This is a genomic window from Kitasatospora sp. NPDC005856, from assembly GCF_040629945.1.
Lineage (GTDB): Bacteria > Actinomycetota > Actinomycetes > Streptomycetales > Streptomycetaceae > Kitasatospora.
Map to the genome: position 1 here is coordinate 1 of NZ_JBEXWT010000141.1, position 15,827 is coordinate 15,827.

Below are 15,827 nucleotides of genomic sequence, written 5' to 3' on the forward strand. Positions count from 1 at the left end.
CCGGAGCCGACGGCCGGCGCCCGGACGGGTCACGCCGCCCGGGCACACCCGGGCGGCCGGAGAGAGGTCCGCCCGGGGCCTGCGGCTCGGCCGGGCCGCCGCGTGCGCGCCCGCCGCGGCCCGGACCGGCCTCCACCGCTGCCGGGGCATCCGGCGGGCGGGGAGAGGAGGGCACCGTGCGCACTGAGCCCCTGCGCGTGGAGGCGCCGGCCCGAGGGCCGCTACGCCTCGCCGTGCGCCATCCTGATCAGGCGGTCCAGCACCTTGCCGCCGCCCACCCGAAGGCCGTCGTGCTCCCACTCGTTGGTGATCCAGGTCCGCAGGCCGCGCACCGCGCGGGCGGTCTCCAGCGAGTCGGCGGTGTCCACGTACATGTCGTCGTGGTACACGGCCGCCACGACCGGCACGGTGTTGGCGGCCAGCCGCGCCCGGTCGTACAGGTCGGGCCAGTCGGTCCGGGCGGCGAGCAGGTCCGCGGTCTCCTTCAGCGGACGCAGCGCCGTGTCGGTGTCGAACATCCAGGGGTAGATCATCTCCCCGGTGAACAGCACCGGCGCGTCGGACTCCAGCGCGGCCCGGGCGTCGAACTGCGGGAACTCCTTGCGGACCCGCTCGGCCGCCCAGGCGGTGCCGCCCTGGTCCACCGACCGCTGGCCGTAGATCGACTCGTGCAGCACCGCGTACAGCGGACCGCCCGCGAAGGAGAGCTGGGCCTGGGCGCCGGCCAGGAAGGTGTCGGAGAGCTCGGGCCCGGCCGCGCCCTCCACCCAGGCCTCCTCCAGCAGGTAGTGGAGCGTGCCGGAGCCGCTGCCGCCGCCGAGGAGCAGGCCGAGTGCCTGGAAGGCCTCGACGGTGAGCAGCCCGCCGTCCGGCAGGGTGGCGGGGGAGTCGGCGAGGTGGGCCGCGATCCGGCGCACCGCCTGGACGTCCTGCGGGAACCGGGTGTAGTGCTCCTCGTTCTTGTGGACCACCCGCGGGTACGCGGCGCGGTAGACGTCGTCGGCCGAGCTGCCCAGGCCGGCGAGGCCCCCGGTGATGAAGGCCTCGGTCAGGCCCTCGGACGCGATGGAGAGGTAGGTGAGGGTGCAGAAACCGCCGAAGCTCTGGCCGAGCACGCTCCAGCGCCTGTCGGCGCCGAGCAGCCGCTCGCGGATCAGCTCGGCGTCCCGGACGATCGAGTCCGCGCGAAAGTGGGCCAGGTAGTCCGCCTGCTCCTGCGGGCCGCCGCGCCGGGCGAGGGTCTGCCGGGTCGCGGGGGTGGACCGCCCGGTGCCGCGCTGGTCGAGCAGCAGCACCCGGTAGTCGTCCAGGGCGCGCTCCAGCCAGGAGTCGCGGCCGAGCGGGCGGGCGGCCTTGCCGCCGGGCCCGCCCTGGAGGAAGACCAGCCAGGGCAGGTCGTCCCGCTCGCGGCCTGCGGCCACCACCTCGCGGGCGTACACCTCGATCTGCTCGCCCCGCGGGGCGGCGTGGTCGAGCGGCAGCTGGAACAGGTGGTCGGTCGTGACAATCCCGGGCAGCCGGCTGATGGTGGACATGCAACTCCTCGGTCTCTGCTGGTCACAGCGATGGCGTCGCGGTTCACGGGGAAACCGGGTGCGGGGGCCGCGACCCCCGCACCGTATCCTGGCGGCGGTCGAGCACCGGTTCGCCCGCCCTGCCCGTCCGGCAGGAAGGCACAGCCCGGTCGGCGCCCGGCCCGAGCCGGTCCCGGCGGCGGCCCGGAGGACGGGTGCAGGCCCCGGACGCGGACGGTGACGCGCCCGTGGCGAGGCCCTGGTGATGATCCGACGAAGTGGTACGACCGCCGAACGGGGCCGCCCTGACCAGCGGCGCAGCGCTGGGGCGTGACCTGGCGGCGGTGCGCGGCGTTGACCTCGGGGGCCTGCGCCCGCTCCGGGTGGCCCGATCGCCGGGCGGTGCGGCCCGGCCGCTCGGGCACTGGCAGGGGGCGGTGACCGTGCGCGGCGCCACGACCGGTCGCCACCACGGGGCCGGACGGATCGCAGGGCGCGGGCTGCGGGGGAGGGCGTCACCGGCAGGCCGGAGCGTCGGACCTGACGGCATGCCGGGCCCGGTGACGGGCCCCGGAACGAAGGCGCGGCGCGCCGGTACCCACCCGGTACCGAGCACCGCATGGCACGACCCGCCGCCGGGTACGGCCAGACACGGCACATCCGCCGACGGGACATCCCCGTCGGCCCGGCACCATCAGCACGCGATCGAGCAGGCTCGCGGCCCACCGGCCTGACCCGGCCACCGGACCGCCGAGGGGAGGAGAGTCCGGTGACCGCCATGAGGCCACCACAGGCCATGCCGGCCGAGAGCGTGGTGGGCGCGCCGTCCAGGCCGGTGGGCCGCCCCGACCAGGCCCCGGTGGCCGGGCCCGGGGGCGCACCGGTCGGCCCAGGCCGACCGGCGGCCCCGCCGCGCCCGCAGCCGCCCGCCGTCCACCACGCGGTGATCTGCGTCAACGCCCCGGCGATGGCCGCCTCCGGCCCCGACGGTCAGCTGCGCGGCCAGGGCCTGCACGGCTTCTACCGCAACGGCGTCCGGGTGCTCGCCAGGATGGAGCTGCGGCTGGGCGGCATGGAGCCGCTGCCGCTCCAGGGCACCCTGACCAGCACCGCCCAGGCCCGCTTCCTCGGCGCCGTCCGCCTCCCCGGCGACCCCGACCCGGACCCGGCGCTCACCGTCGAACGGCTGCGGCACGCGGACGGCGTGGAGACCGTGGTCGTGCGCAACACCGGTCCGCGGCACGCCCGGCTGCCGCTGGAGATAGCCCTCGGCACGGACCTCGGCCCGGTTGCCGAGATCGCCGCCGGGCACCGCCAGCCCGACCTGCCGGGCCAGGTGCATTCCGCCGGGCTGCGCTGGACGGGGCCGGTGCACAGCGCCGTCGTGAGCGCCCAACCCTCCCCGCACGCGGTCCTGGCCGGCGCCGGTGTGCTGCGCTGGGACCTCGAGGTCCAGCCCGGTGCCCGCTGGTCGGTCGAGCTGCACACCGAGCTGGAGAGCGCCGTCGGCGGTCCGCGCCCGCCGGGCGGCCGCGGCACCGGCGTCCCGCTGCCCTGGTCCGAGCCGGAGGTCCGCAGCGACGACACCCGGGCGGCCCTGCTGGTCTCCCGCTCGCTGGACGCCCTCGGCGGGCTGCTGTTCGCCGACCCGGACCGCCTGACCGACCTCTACCCGGCGTCCGGTGCGCCCTGGCGCTTCGGCCTCGCCCCGGCCGACGCGCTCTGGGCGGCCCGGCTGACCCTGCCGCTCGGCACCCGACTGGCGGCCGGCACCCTCCGGGCGCTGGCCCGTCGTCAGCAGCTCGCCCCCGCCCCGGGTCGCACCGAGGGCCTGCTGCCCGGCGCCCTGCGCCACGGCGGTCCCGAGCTGCCGCCCACCTGCGCCGCCACCGAGGCCACCCTGCTGTTCGTCACGGTGCTGGCCGAGGCCTGGCGCTGGGGCCTGCCCCCGGCGGAGGTGGCGGAGCTGCTCCCGGCCGCCGAGCGGGCCCTGGCCGCCCTGCGCGAGGGCCTGGTCGACGGCTTCGTCACCGATCTGAGCCGACCGGTGGAGGAACGCTCCGCCCACCCGGCCGCCGCCCGCGCCGAAGTCCAGGCGCAGGCCCACCGCGCCGCCCTGCACGGGGCCGAGCTGCTGGAGGCCTTCGGCAGGCCGGGCGCCGAGGACTGGCGCGACTGGGCCGCCGCGCTGCGCGGGCGCTTCCGCGAGCGGTTCTGGATCGACGACCTGTCCGGCGGCCGTCCCGCGGCCGGACTGGCCCCGGGCGGCCAGCCGTTGCCCGCCCTCGCCTCCTCCCTGGTGCACCTGCTGGACACCGGGCTCGCCGTCGACGGCGGCCGGTCCGAGAGCCTGCTGGACCGCGAGCAGACCCGGCTGCTCGCCCAGCGGCTGGTCGCGCCGGAGCTGGACAGCGGCTGGGGCCTGCGCACCCTGAGCGCCAAGTCCCCCCGCTTCAACCCGCTGGGCCACCGTGGCGGTGCGGTGCGGGTCCACGAGACGGCGCTGGCGATCGCCGGACTGGCCGAGGCCGGTCACGAGAACGAGGCCGGCACCCTGCTGGAGGGCCTGCTCGCCGCGAGCGCCCACTTCGAGGGGCGGCTGCCGGAGATGTACGCGGGGGAGCAGCGCACCCTCGGCTGCCCGCCGGTGCCGCACCCGGCCGCTTGCCGTCCGGCGGCGGTCTCCGCAGCCGCTGCCGTGCACGCGGTGTTCGCCCTCGCCGGGGTCCGGCCCGATGTCCCGGGCGGCCGGGTGCTGGTCCGCCCGGCCAGCACCGCACCCCTGGGCGAGCTGGAGCTGACCGGTCTGCGGGTGGCGGGCGAGCCCTTCTCCGTCCGGGTGAGCCGGATCGGCGTGGCGATGGTGGAGGAGGCGTCGGCGGACCTGCAACTCGTCGCCCACTGAGCCGCCGCCGGGGGCTCGCGCCCCCGGCGGCGGTCACACCGAGTCACCGATCCCGAGCCTGCCGGTTCCCGGCCCCGCGCGGACGGGACGCGTGCCGAGCCGGGCCGGACGGGGGCCTCGGCCCCGCGGGTTCCCCGCAAGGGCCTGTGCTTATCGTCAGAGAGACGACTATGATCGTCGCCATGTCGCGTTACGATCCGTCGGCCTTCCCCCCGTTCGCTGTCACGGTTGACCTGGTGGTGCTGACGGTGCGCGACCACTCGCTCTGCGCCCTGCTGGTCAGACGCGGCGAGCCGCCGTTCCAGGGGTACTGGGCGCTGCCCGGCGGCTTCGTCCGCCCGGACGAGGGCCTGGCCGAGGCCGCCTCCCGCGAGCTGGCCGAGGAAACCGGCCTGCGCGCCCACACCGCCCCCGGCCACGAGGCGGTCGGCCCCGGCGCGACCGGTGCCCACCTGGAGCAGCTCGCCACCTACGGTCACCCGCAGCGCGACCCCCGGATGCGCGTGGTCAGCGTCGCCTACCTGGTGCTGGCCCCCGACCTGCCCACGCCCCGGGCCGGCGGCGACGCCAGCAGCGCCCGCTGGGCCCCGGTCGGCGAGCTCCTCGGAGAGAACCCGGCCGACGGTGTCCCGCTCGCCTTCGACCACGGCCTGATCCTCGCCGACGGTGTGGAGCGCGCCCGTTCCAAGATCGAGTACTCCTCCCTCGCCACCGCCTTCTGCCCGACCGAGTTCACCGTCGGCGAGCTGCGCCGGGTCTACGAGGCGGTCTGGGGCGTGGTACTGGACCCGCGGAACTTCCACCGCAAGGTCACCGGCACCCCCGGCTTCCTGCTGCCATCGGGCGGCACGACGACGCGTCAGGGCGGCCGTCCGGCCCAGCTGTTCACCGCCGGCGGTGCGACCGTCCTCAACCCGCCCATGCTCCGCCCGGAGTCCTGAGCCCGGCCGGCCCGGGCCCGGCCCACCCGGACGGTCCCCTCGCGGCGAGGCCTCCGGCCAGAGCGTGTCCGGCGGCTCCCGCGGGGCGCGCGACACGCCCCAGCCGTCGACCACCCTTCGGTCGGCAGATGGCCCCGGGGCGCAAGCGCACCTCGCCGCGTTCTCACCGGCTGCCCACGGTCCCCAGCCTGGCGGCCCGGAGGCGCCCCAACGCCTCCGTCCTGCGATGTGCGGACCCCGACGCGGTGCCCGGTGATCCGAGGCGACACGGTCGGAGACGCCCGAGGCAGCCGAATGGCCTGGCCTGGCTGCGGGCCCGGGGCGACGGCGCAGAGTGTCGGTGGACGCTCCGGCCGCCGGGCCGGAGGCCGGCCGGCCCAGGGAGCCCCGCGATGGCCATCGAGGACTGCGCCGCCCAGCGGACCCTCATCGAGGCGCTGGCGGCGGACTACCGGAGCCTCGACGAGACCACCACGGCCACGGAGCAGGAGCTGGCCGCACTGCGGGCCGAGCAGGCGGCGCCCGAGGCGATCGCGGCCGTGGAGGAACGGCTGGCCGCCGAGCGGGAGCGGCTGGGCGAGATCACGGTCGAGGGCCAGGCCACAGTCGACGAGTTCCAGGCGGTGTGCGGCGACGAGCGGCTCGCGCCCCCGCCCTGGCCGCCTCGCTAGCAGCCGCACCCCCGTCGCCGGGAACCGCGCTCCGCCCGGCCGGAGCCACTCGAGCCCCGGACGCCTCAAGCTCCCCGAACCACCGAAGCCGTCGACGCTTCCGAAGCCACTCGGAGCAGTCCGAGCCCGAGCCCCGGACCGGCGGCTCGTGAATCGCAGGATCGGATTGTCCCCTGATCGGGTGAGGTGGGCAGTCGGTGGGCCCGTGCCGTTCCCGCAATGCCCGGAATAGCCGCCGTCGCCCCCTAATGTGCTGGCGCGGAGCCACGCGGGTGCAGGCCCGCCCCTCAGGGGCGCTCCGTGCCGCGCAGGTCGGCCGAGCGCATGGGAGCAGCCAGCGATGATCCAGATCACCGGACTGACCAAGGTCTACCGCAAGGGCGCCCCGCCCGTGGTGCTCGATCTGACCTTCGACGCCCGGCCCGGCACGGTGACCGCGCTGCTCGGCGCCGAGGGGGCGGGCAAGTCCACCGCGCTGCGGCTGATGCTCGAACTCGAACGGGGCCAGGGCGTCACACTCTTCGGCGGCCGCTCCTACCGCCGGCTGCGCCACCCCGAGCGCGAGGTCGGGGTGCTGCTGGCCGGCACCGGGGAGGCCGCGATGGCCGGACACCCGGGCCGCAGGGCGCGCAGCCACCTGCGGATGCTCGCCGCGGCCGTCGGCGTCCCGGTCCGGCGGGCCGACGAACTGCTGGAGCAGACCAGGCTGGCCGCCGTGGCCGGGCAACGGCTGCGCACCTTCTCGCCCGGCATGCACCGCCGCCTGGCCCTGGCCACCGCCCTGCTCGGCGACCCCGGTGCGCTGCTGCTGGACGGGCCCGCCGACGGCCTGTCACTGCGCAACGTCGAGTGGTTCCACTCCTTCCTCCGTTCCTTCGGTGCCGCCGGCGGAACGGTCCTGGTGACCACGCGCAGCCCGCAGGAGGCCTCCCAGCTCGCGGACCGGGTGGTCACCCTGGACGGCGGCCGGATGGTGGCCGACCAGTCGGTCGCGGAGTTCCGGCGGACCAGGCTCAGGCCCGAAGTGGCCGTCCGGGGGCCGCAGATGGCGCGACTGGCCGATCTGCTGGTCAGTCAGGGGGCGGACGTCCGCCGGGACGGCAGCGTCGGTCTCTCGGTGGCCGGCGTCGACCGTACCGAGATCGGCGAACTCGCCTACCGCCACGGGATCCTGTTGCACGAACTGGCCGACCGGGTGGTCGAGCAGCCGGTGCCGCGGGTCGTCCTGTCGGCCGGCGTGGGCCGCTCCGGTCACCTCCGCCTCCAGCCGGAGTCCGAGGCCGACCCGAGCCAGGAGTCGACCCGGCGCTCGGCTGAGGAGCCGAGCCCGAAGCCGGCCGCCCGGCGGCTCCCCGAACCGGCCGCCGAGCCCGCCCCGGGCGAAGCCGCCACCTCCCCGGCCGCGCCGGCGACGACCCAGGACCCGGTGGGACCGGCCGCCGCCGCTCCCGACGGCGCCGCCACCCCGAAGCGCCGCGCCCCGAGCCGCCCCCGGGCGGACGGTTCCCTGCCCGCCCGTGCCCTGCCCGCCGTGGCCGTCGCGGCCGCCCTCCCGGCCGCCGCGCTCCCCGTCCTCGGCTCGGCCGGCCGTCGCCCCGAGCCGTCCCGTCGCCGCCCCGAGCCGTCCGTGGAGACGGGGGCCGACGACGCCGAACCCGCCCCCACGGTCGCCGTCGACCGGCTCTTCCGCGACGACCCGGCCCCGGTCCCGGCTCCGCCGCTGGTGCCCGCCTGGATCAGGCGTCCCGGCCGCCGGGCCAGCGCCGACGACCTGCTCACCGACGACACCGTGCGCCTCCGTCGTCCCGCCTCGGGCGCGACCGCCGTCCGGGCCGTCACTCAGAGCCCCGTCACCCGAGCCACCCCGGCCACCCGAGCCACCCCGGCCACCCGAGCCACCCCGGCCACTCCCGCCACATCCGCAGCCCCCGCCATCCCCGCCACCCCCGACGACCACCGGAGCGAGTGAACCGTGCGTGTCCTGGCCTACGAGCTGCGCCGCCTGCGCGGCCTGCGTTCCACCTGGCTGCTGCTCGCCGCCGTCCTGCTCGGCGACGCCGTCGTGGCCGCCGTCCTGGCGGACCAGACCCCGGACGGCCCGCTGACGGCCCCGGCCGGGGTACGGCTGCTGACCGCGGCCGTCCCGCTGATCCCGCTGCCCTTCGCCGCCCTCGGCGCCGGGGTGCTGGGCGCGCTCTCGTACGGGCACGAGGTGCGCCACCCGGGGCTGCCGGCCTCGCAGGTCTCGTACTCGCGCCGGGTGCGGCTGCTGCTGGCCAAGCTGGTGGTGATCGGCCCGGTGGCGGCGCTGCTGGCGTCGGCGACCTTGCTGTTCGACGCGCTGGCCGTGCACCTCGCGTTGCCGGAGGGTGCCACGGTGGCGGCCTCGGCGGACCCGTCCGCACTGTCGGACCGGGCCTTCGAGGCGCTGACCGGCGCCGGGGCGTCCGGACTGTCCGACCTGCCGGGCGTGTTCGCGCCGCTCGGCCTGGTGGCCGGTCAGGGGGTGCCCGCCGCACTGCTGGCCTTCGTCCTGCTCACCGTGGTGGCGGGCTGGACCGGGGTGCTGACCGCTTCCCTGACCCGCAGCGCCGCGGCCGGGACGCTGCTGCTGTGCGCGCTGCCGCCGCTGCTGGAATCCGGAGTCGCCCTGCTGCTGCGCCACACCGGCCGGCCGTGGCCGACCCGGGCGGCCGAACTGCTGCCGTTCCAGTCCGGGGTCGAGTGGGCCTACGGCTGGGTGTACGGCGGTGCGCAGGAGGCGGTGCCCGGGAGCGCGGCGCTGACCGATCCGGCGCTGCTCGCCGCGGTCGCGACCCCCGCGGGGCTCCTGCTGCTCGCCGCCCTGCTGGTCCAGGCCCGCCGTCGCGCCCTGTAGCGCCGCATCGCGCTGAGCCGTTTGCCGCAGGCCCGCTTGCGCGGGGCCGCTTGAGCGGCCCTCTCGCAGGGGGCCGCCGGTGCGGGACCGCAGCACGCCGAGCCGCCCGCGCGGTGCCGGCCTGCGGCTTCGCGGGCACGGTCCCGCCCGGGAATTCCAAGATCGACCAGCAGTGACCGTAATGCGCGGTTCTTCCTGATAAGAAGTCAATTATCCAGTCACGGCCGATCACCCTTTCGTGTGCTTTTCACGAGAATTCTCAAGCCACGCCTGCCGATCGCCGACAAAGGAGGCGTGAGTACCCTTGCGCACCCCACCATGACCCCCGCCCGCTCCGCCGATGGGCCCATCCACGGCCCCGGCGACCTGGACCGCTTCTCGTACGCCGACCGGCCGACCCCGCCGGCGCCCCGCTGGGAGGGCGCCGAGTCCGACATCGGCCGGGTCGGCCGGAAGACCACCAGCAGCCGCGGTCGCGGTCTGCACGGCCAGCTGGTCCAGCAGCTCGGCCAGATGATCGTCTCCGGCGACCTCGGTGCCGACCGCCCGCTGGTGCCCGAGGAGATCGGCCAGCGGTTCGAGGTCTCCCGGACGGTCGTCCGCGAGTCGCTGCGCGTGCTGGAGGCCAAGGGCCTGGTCAGCGCCCGTCCGAACGTCGGCACCCGGGTCCGTCCGGTCGGCGACTGGAACCTGCTGGACCCGGACATCATCGAGTGGCGCGCCTTCGGTCCCCAGCGGGACGAGCAGCGCCGGGAGCTGTTCGAGCTCCGCTGGGCGATCGAGCCGCTGGCCGCCCGGCTCGCCGCCGGTCACGGCCGGGAGGACGTCCAGCAGCGCCTGGTCGAGCTGGTCGAGATCATGGGCCACGCCGCCTCCCAGGCCGACCTCTCCACCTACACCCGGGCCGACGCCGAGCTGCACGGCCTGGTCCTCCAGGTGGCCGGGAACCGGATGCTGGAGCACCTGTCCGGGATCGTCGCGTGCGCGCTGCAGGTCTCGGGCGGTCCGGCGATCTCCTGCGAGCGCCCCTCCGAGTCCTCGGTCGGCCTGCACTCCCGGCTGGTGGACGCGCTGGGCGCCGGCGACGGAACCGCGGGCGAGGCCGCGATGCGGGCACTGCTCACCGTCCACCCCGAGATCGAGCCGTCCGTTCCCGCGCCCAGGGAGCACTGAACGGGCTGTGTTCACGAGCGGAGGCGCCGGACGGTGGCGGCCCGCTCCGCCGAGCCCTCCGGCCGCACCGCGCGGCGCAGCCGGGGGGCTTCCGCACGCCGTCGGCCGGCCAGGCCGAGCGCCGGCCGAGGTGTTCGGCCCGAGCGGGGCGCTCGCCCCGGCGAAGCGAGCGCCTGGGAGCAGGTCCGGGAGCAGGTTCAGGAGCAGGCCTGGAGAACCGGCCCGGAGAACGCGGCCGAGGAGAGGTGCGCCCCACCCATCGGCTTGTCCATGACAATAGTTTGTCCGGCGAGTGCGCGATGATGGAAGCGGCCCCGGGTCGCGGGTGCCGGATTGGTGTGACCCGCGACACGAAGGCCATGCGTAACACTTGACGAGTAGCAGCGATGTGTCCTGAGCGGAAGCAGCTCCGGAATACTCCAACATGTCAGAATGCTGTGTTGGTCCGCGGCGCTGCTGCCGTCCTGCAAACCCAGTCCTCAAGCCCGAGTCGGTCGGAATCGACACCGCGCGTCCGATGCGCGATCTCCTTCCCCGCCCGCTCGGGCGGCCGGTACGGGTTCGAGTCCACTCATCGTCCGAGAGGTTGTTCGTGTCGGCCAGCACATCCCGTTCGCTTCCCCCCGAGATCGCCGAGTCCGCGGCTCTGCTGGCGCTCATCGAGCGGGGCAAGGCCCAGGGGCAGATCGCCGGTGACGACGTGCGCCAGGCGTTCGAGGCGGACCAGATCCCGGTCACCAAGTGGAAGAACGTCATGCGCAGCCTCAATCAGGTGCTGATTGAGGAGGGCGTGGACCTCATGGTCAGCGCGGCCGAACCGGCCGGCGCCAAGCGCAAGAGCGTTGCTGCCAAGAGCCCCACCAAGCGCACCGCCACCAAGGCTGTCACCACCCGGACCCCGGCCGCCCCGTCGGCCCCGACCAAGCCGCCCGTGCGGATCGCCCCCGGCGCCCCCGTCGCGGCTCCGGCCGTCGCCGCCGCCACGGCCCCGGCTCCCACCGTCTCCGCCGAGATCACCGCCGAGGAGACGACCACCGTCGTCACCGAGGTGAGGGCGGCGGCCGCGAAGAAGGCCGCCCCGGCCAAGAAGGCCGCGGCCAAGAAGACCGCCGCGCCGGCCAAGAAGGCCGCCGCCAAGAAGACCGCCGCCGGCAAGGCCGGCAAGGGCGACGAGGAGCTGCTCGGCGACGAGGAGCTGCTCGAGGACGTCGCGCTGCCCGGTGACAAGGCCGAGGCCGAGGGCACCGGTCCGGAGGAGGAGTCGGAGGGCTTCGTCCTCTCCGACGACGACGAGGACGACGCGCCGGCCCAGCAGGTCGCCGTCGCCGGCGCCACCGCCGACCCGGTCAAGGACTACCTGAAGCAGATCGGCAAGGTCCCGCTGCTCAACGCCGAGCAGGAGGTCGAGCTCGCCAAGCGCATCGAGGCCGGCCTGTTCGCCGAGGACAAGCTCTCGGCCGCCGACAAGCTCGCCCCGAAGCTCAAGCGCGAGCTGGAGATCATCGCCGAGGACGGCCGCCGGGCCAAGAACCACCTGCTGGAGGCCAACCTCCGTCTGGTGGTCTCGCTGGCCAAGCGCTACACCGGTCGCGGCATGCTCTTCCTGGACCTGATCCAGGAGGGCAACCTCGGTCTGATCCGTGCGGTCGAGAAGTTCGACTACACCAAGGGCTACAAGTTCTCGACCTACGCCACCTGGTGGATCCGCCAGGCGATCACCCGCGCCATGGCCGACCAGGCCCGCACCATCCGCATCCCGGTGCACATGGTCGAGGTCATCAACAAGCTGGCCCGCGTCCAGCGCCAGATGCTCCAGGACCTGGGCCGCGAGCCCACCCCGGAGGAGCTGGCCAAGGAACTCGACATGACCCCCGAGAAGGTCATCGAGGTCCAGAAGTACGGCCGCGAGCCGATCTCGCTGCACACCCCGCTGGGCGAGGACGGCGACAGCGAGTTCGGTGACCTGATCGAGGACTCCGAGGCGGTCGTCCCGGCCGACGCGGTCTCCTTCACCCTGCTCCAGGAGCAGCTGCACTCGGTGCTGGACACCCTGTCCGAGCGCGAGGCGGGCGTGGTCTCGATGCGCTTCGGCCTGACCGACGGCCAGCCGAAGACGCTGGACGAGATCGGCAAGGTGTACGGGGTCACCCGTGAGCGCATCCGCCAGATCGAGTCGAAGACCATGTCGAAGCTGCGCCACCCGTCGCGCTCCCAGGTGCTGCGCGACTACCTGGACTGATCGACGGCAGTCGTTCCACGCGAAGGCCCGGAGCCGCACGGCTCCGGGCCTTCGCGGCTGTCCGGGCCCGGGCGTGTCAGCGTCCGGGTGGTGGTTGTCGCTCGTCCGGGTGGCGGCGCGGCGGGAAGCGGTCGCGCGGTGTAGTCGGTCACCTACGCTGTGCCGGTTGCCTGCTTCCGAGCCTCCTGGAGTCACGGTGCCGACCGAGCCGGACCGCACTGACCTGCCGACGCCCATCCCGTTCCCGGCAGACCTCGCCGACCCGGCAGCGCGTGCCGAGTCGGCCCCGGCGGACCTCGCCGAGTCGGCCGATCCGGCCGCCGGCCGGGCGGGCCGTCGCCGCAGGGCCGCCGCGCTGGCACTGCTGGCCGCGGTGCCCGTCCCGCTGGTCGCGCTCGGCGGCGCGGCGCCGGCCGAGGCGCAGCGCCGGGTGGTCGGCGGCAGCGTGGCGAGCACCGAGGACCACCCGTGGATCGTGGCGCTGTCCAGCCGCCAGCAGTTCGGCAGCGCCCGTTCCGGCCAGTTCTGCGGGGGCGCGCTGGTCACCCCGACCAAGGTGGTCACGGCCGCCCACTGCTTCTACGACGAGGGCAAGGGCCGGGTGGAACGGCCGGGTCTCAGGGTGATCGTCGGCCGGGACGACATGCGTGGCACGGCCGGCCGAGAGGTGGCGGTGCGGTCGGTCTGGATCCACCCCGACTACTCCTTCGACGCCAACATGAACGACGTCGCGGTGCTCACCCTGGCCGAGTCCCAGGGCGCCCGGCCGGTGGTCCAGTTGGTCGGCCAGGGCGAGACGGAGCCGTACGCGGCGGGGACCACGACGCAGGTGTACGGCTGGGGCGACACCACCGGGCGGGGCGACTACTCGCCGACGCTGCGCGGGGTGTCCGTGCCGATCGTGCCGGACGGGGCGTGTGCGCAGGCGTATCCGGGCGGGCAGGACGGGAAGTTCGACGCCCGGGGCATGGTCTGCGCGGGCGAGGAGCGGGGCGGCAAGGACGCCTGCCAGGGCGACAGCGGTGGGCCGATGATCGTCGAGGGCCGACTGGTGGGCCTGGTGTCCTGGGGGACGGGCTGCGCCGAGGCGGCTCACCCGGGTGTCTACACCAGGGTGTCCTCGGTCGCGGACGCGGTGCGCTCGGTCCTGTGAACGCCTGCGGACGCGACGTGCCCGGTGCCGCGCGCGTCGCGGTGGGTGTCTGCCCGATCACGTGCTGACGCCGGTTCCTGACGTCGCGTCGGCCGCCGTGGCCGAGCTGCCGCCGGGCCGGGAAACGCGCCTCGGGGTGCAGCAGAGCCGGGCGGCCGGCCCCCGAGGGGGTCAGTCGCCCGGCTCACCGGTGGCGCACGGTGCGCGACCGGACACAGCTCGACGCCGGCTGCTGGTTGTGGCGCCCGGGATCAGCGCTCGTTGTCGGACGCCGTGGCGGTGGTCGTGGTGAGACGGCCGCTCTCGTCCTGTATCTCCACGGCGATCTTCTTGAGCTCGGGCTCGAACTTCCGGCCGTGGTGGGCGCAGAAGAGCAGCTCTCCGCCGCTGGCGAGTACGACGCGCAGGTAGGCCTGGGCGCCGCAGCGGTCGCAGCGGTCAGCCGCGGTGAGCGGGCTCGCAGGGGTCAGAACAGTAGTCACGTCGCCTCTTCTCTAGCTCGACGAGCTGTCGTACCAGGGTCAACATCCAACCAGGCCGAAAACGTTCCCGCTCGTGGCTTTTCTTCTCTGAGGATTCTGCTGTGTTGATGAGGACGTGCCCCGGGCGTCGGTGGTTCATGCGTGCCGAATCCCGGGATCCGCCCGTCGCTCGAACGCCCGATCGGGATCGGGTACGAGGTCCGCGTAGCATAATCCTCTGCCGGGTTGGAGCATAAGCCCCGTCCCGGGCCCCGGTAGCCTGCATAACGGCAGTTCCGGGGCCTGCGCCGGGCCCCACGATCCGCCAGGACCGGTGGTACCGGGAGGAGATGGCGCCCCCGGGCCCGTACCCGGGTGCGGTGCTTGTTCGCGCAGCGCGTACAAGCTGCGCGGGACCGGCCCGTCGTGCTGTGCACCCGGCGCAGGCGGTCGGGCACGCAGGGCGACGGATGTCGGTGCGGCGTGCTGCACTGGCGTTTGGTCCGGATGCGTCCGGATGTGACCGATGAGACAGAACTTCACCGAGGAGAGTGCCGCGTGAGTGCCGAAACGACCGTGCCGTCCGCGCTGCTGGCCGGCGACGACGGTTCCAACTACACCGCGCGGCACCTGCTCGTCCTGGAGGGCCTGGAGGCCGTCCGCAAGCGCCCCGGCATGTACATCGGCTCGACCGACAGCCGCGGCCTGATGCACTGCCTCTGGGAGATCATCGACAACTCCGTCGACGAGGCGCTGGGCGGCTACTGCGACCGCATCGACGTCGTGCTGCACCCCGACTCCTCGGTCGAGGTCCGGGACAACGGGCGCGGCATCCCGGTCGACGTCGAGCCCAAGACGGGGCTGTCCGGCGTCGAGGTCGTGATGACCAAGCTGCACGCCGGCGGCAAGTTCGGCGGCGGCTCCTACGCGGCCTCCGGCGGTCTGCACGGCGTCGGCGCCTCGGTCGTCAACGCGCTCTCCGCCCGCCTCGACGTCGAGGTCGACCGCGGCGGGCACACCCACGCGATCAGCTTCCGCCGCGGCACCCCCGGCCTCTTCACCGAGACCAGCCCGGACGCGCCCTTCGAGCCCGGCAACGGCCTGACCAGGACCCGCAAGGTGCCGAAGACCCGCACCGGCACCCGGATCCGTTACTGGGCCGACCGGCAGATCTTCCTCAAGGACGCCAAGCTCTCCCTGGAGACGCTGCACAGCCGCGCCCGGCAGACCGCCTTCCTGGTGCCCGGCCTGACCATCGTGGTGCGTGACGAGCGGCTCACCGAGAGCGAGCAGGTCGACGAGTCGGTCTTCCGCTACGACGGCGGCATCGCCGAGTTCTGCGAGTTCCTGGCCCCCGACAAGCCGGTCTGCGACGTGCTGCGGCTGCGCGGCGAGGGCACCTTCAAGGAGACCGTGCCGGTCCTGGACGACCTCGGCCACATGACCCCCACCGAGGTCACCCGCCACCTCGGCGTGGACATCGCGCTGCGCTGGGGCGCCGGCTACGACACCACCCTGCGCTCCTTCGTCAACATCATCGCCACCCCCAAGGGCGGCACCCACATCACCGGCTTCGAGCGCTCGCTGGCCAAGACGGTCAACGAGGCGCTGCGCGCGAGCAAGCTGCTGCGCGTCGCCGAGGACGACATCACCAAGGACGACGCCACCGAGGGCCTCACCGCGGTGGTCACCGTCCGGCTCGCCGAGCCGCAGTTCGAGGGCCAGACCAAGGAGGTGCTCGGCACCTCGGCGGCCAACCGGATCGTCGCCGCCGTCGTCGCCAAGGAGCTCAAGGCCTTCCTCACCTCGGCCAAGAAGGACCAGAAGCTCCAGGCCCGGGCCGTGCTGGACAAGGTCGTCGCGGCCGCCCGCACCCGGGTCGCCGCCCGGCA

Annotated in this window: 11 protein-coding genes; 9 read left to right on the forward strand and 2 right to left on the reverse strand. The window is 74.8% G+C overall.

Annotated features, from left to right (window positions below; genetic code table 11):
- Positions 1 to 221: 221 nt before the first annotated feature.
- The gene (locus ABZ449_RS39815; RefSeq protein ID WP_360356411.1) at positions 222 to 1,535 is read right to left on the reverse strand and encodes an alpha/beta fold hydrolase; all 1,314 of its coding nucleotides are present in this window, start codon (positions 1,533 to 1,535) and stop codon (positions 222 to 224) included.
- A 757-nt stretch (positions 1,536 to 2,292) separates the two neighbouring features.
- Between ABZ449_RS39815 and ABZ449_RS39820 the strand changes: the two genes are divergently transcribed.
- The 8 genes from ABZ449_RS39820 to ABZ449_RS39855 all read left to right on the forward strand — a co-directional run bounded on the left by ABZ449_RS39820 (position 2,293) and on the right by ABZ449_RS39855 (position 13,474).
- Positions 2,293 to 4,419: a glycogen debranching N-terminal domain-containing protein gene (locus tag ABZ449_RS39820; RefSeq protein WP_360356435.1), complete on the forward strand. Its 2,127-nt coding sequence runs from the start codon at positions 2,293 to 2,295 to the stop codon at positions 4,417 to 4,419.
- 182 nt (positions 4,420 to 4,601) lie between these two features.
- Positions 4,602 to 5,360 carry an NUDIX domain-containing protein gene (locus tag ABZ449_RS39825; RefSeq protein WP_360356414.1) on the forward strand — a complete coding sequence of 253 codons (759 nt, stop codon included), beginning with the start codon at positions 4,602 to 4,604 and terminating at the stop codon, positions 5,358 to 5,360.
- Positions 5,361 to 5,752: 392 nt separating this feature from the next.
- On the forward strand, positions 5,753 to 6,031 hold the full coding sequence (locus ABZ449_RS39830; RefSeq protein ID WP_360356417.1) for a hypothetical protein: 279 nt from the start codon (positions 5,753 to 5,755) through the stop codon (positions 6,029 to 6,031).
- Between the two features lie 340 nt (positions 6,032 to 6,371).
- Complete coding sequence (locus tag ABZ449_RS39835; RefSeq protein ID WP_360356419.1) at positions 6,372 to 8,000, forward strand: ATP-binding cassette domain-containing protein; 1,629 nt, start codon at positions 6,372 to 6,374, stop codon at positions 7,998 to 8,000.
- A 3-nt stretch (positions 8,001 to 8,003) separates the two neighbouring features.
- A complete protein-coding gene (locus tag ABZ449_RS39840; protein WP_360356421.1) occupies positions 8,004 to 8,909 on the forward strand; it encodes a hypothetical protein in 906 nt (301 codons plus the stop codon).
- A 240-nt stretch (positions 8,910 to 9,149) separates the two neighbouring features.
- On the forward strand, positions 9,150 to 10,082 hold the full coding sequence (locus ABZ449_RS39845; RefSeq protein ID WP_360356424.1) for a FadR/GntR family transcriptional regulator: 933 nt from the start codon (positions 9,150 to 9,152) through the stop codon (positions 10,080 to 10,082).
- Positions 10,083 to 10,674: 592 nt separating this feature from the next.
- Complete coding sequence (locus tag ABZ449_RS39850) at positions 10,675 to 12,321, forward strand: RNA polymerase sigma factor (RefSeq protein WP_360356427.1); 1,647 nt, start codon at positions 10,675 to 10,677, stop codon at positions 12,319 to 12,321.
- A 196-nt stretch (positions 12,322 to 12,517) separates the two neighbouring features.
- Entirely contained in the window at positions 12,518 to 13,474 is a 957-nt protein-coding gene (locus ABZ449_RS39855; RefSeq protein WP_360356430.1) for a serine protease, read from the forward strand.
- A gap of 251 nt (positions 13,475 to 13,725) precedes the next feature.
- On the opposite strand, the gene ABZ449_RS39860 is transcribed toward ABZ449_RS39855, so the two are convergent.
- Positions 13,726 to 13,956 (reverse strand): hypothetical protein, encoded by a 231-nt coding sequence (locus ABZ449_RS39860; protein WP_360356432.1) that lies wholly within the window; start codon positions 13,954 to 13,956, stop codon positions 13,726 to 13,728.
- A 537-nt stretch (positions 13,957 to 14,493) separates the two neighbouring features.
- On the opposite strand from ABZ449_RS39860, the gene ABZ449_RS39865 reads away from it, so the two are divergent.
- On the forward strand, positions 14,494 to 15,827 hold a 1,334-nt coding region (locus tag ABZ449_RS39865; RefSeq protein WP_360356433.1), incomplete at its 3' end, for an ATP-binding protein.

Coding starts and splice junctions, on each gene's coding strand:
- ABZ449_RS39825 (WP_360356414.1), top strand. CDS start 4,602: ATGTCGCGTTACGATCCGTCGGCCTTCCCCCCGTTCGCTGTCACGGTT.
- ABZ449_RS39835 (WP_360356419.1), top strand. CDS start 6,372: ATGATCCAGATCACCGGACTGACCAAGGTCTACCGCAAGGGCGCCCCG.
- ABZ449_RS39820 (WP_360356435.1), top strand. CDS start 2,293: ATGAGGCCACCACAGGCCATGCCGGCCGAGAGCGTGGTGGGCGCGCCG.
- ABZ449_RS39830 (WP_360356417.1), top strand. CDS start 5,753: ATGGCCATCGAGGACTGCGCCGCCCAGCGGACCCTCATCGAGGCGCTG.
- ABZ449_RS39815 (WP_360356411.1), bottom strand. CDS start 1,535: ATGTCCACCATCAGCCGGCTGCCCGGGATTGTCACGACCGACCACCTG.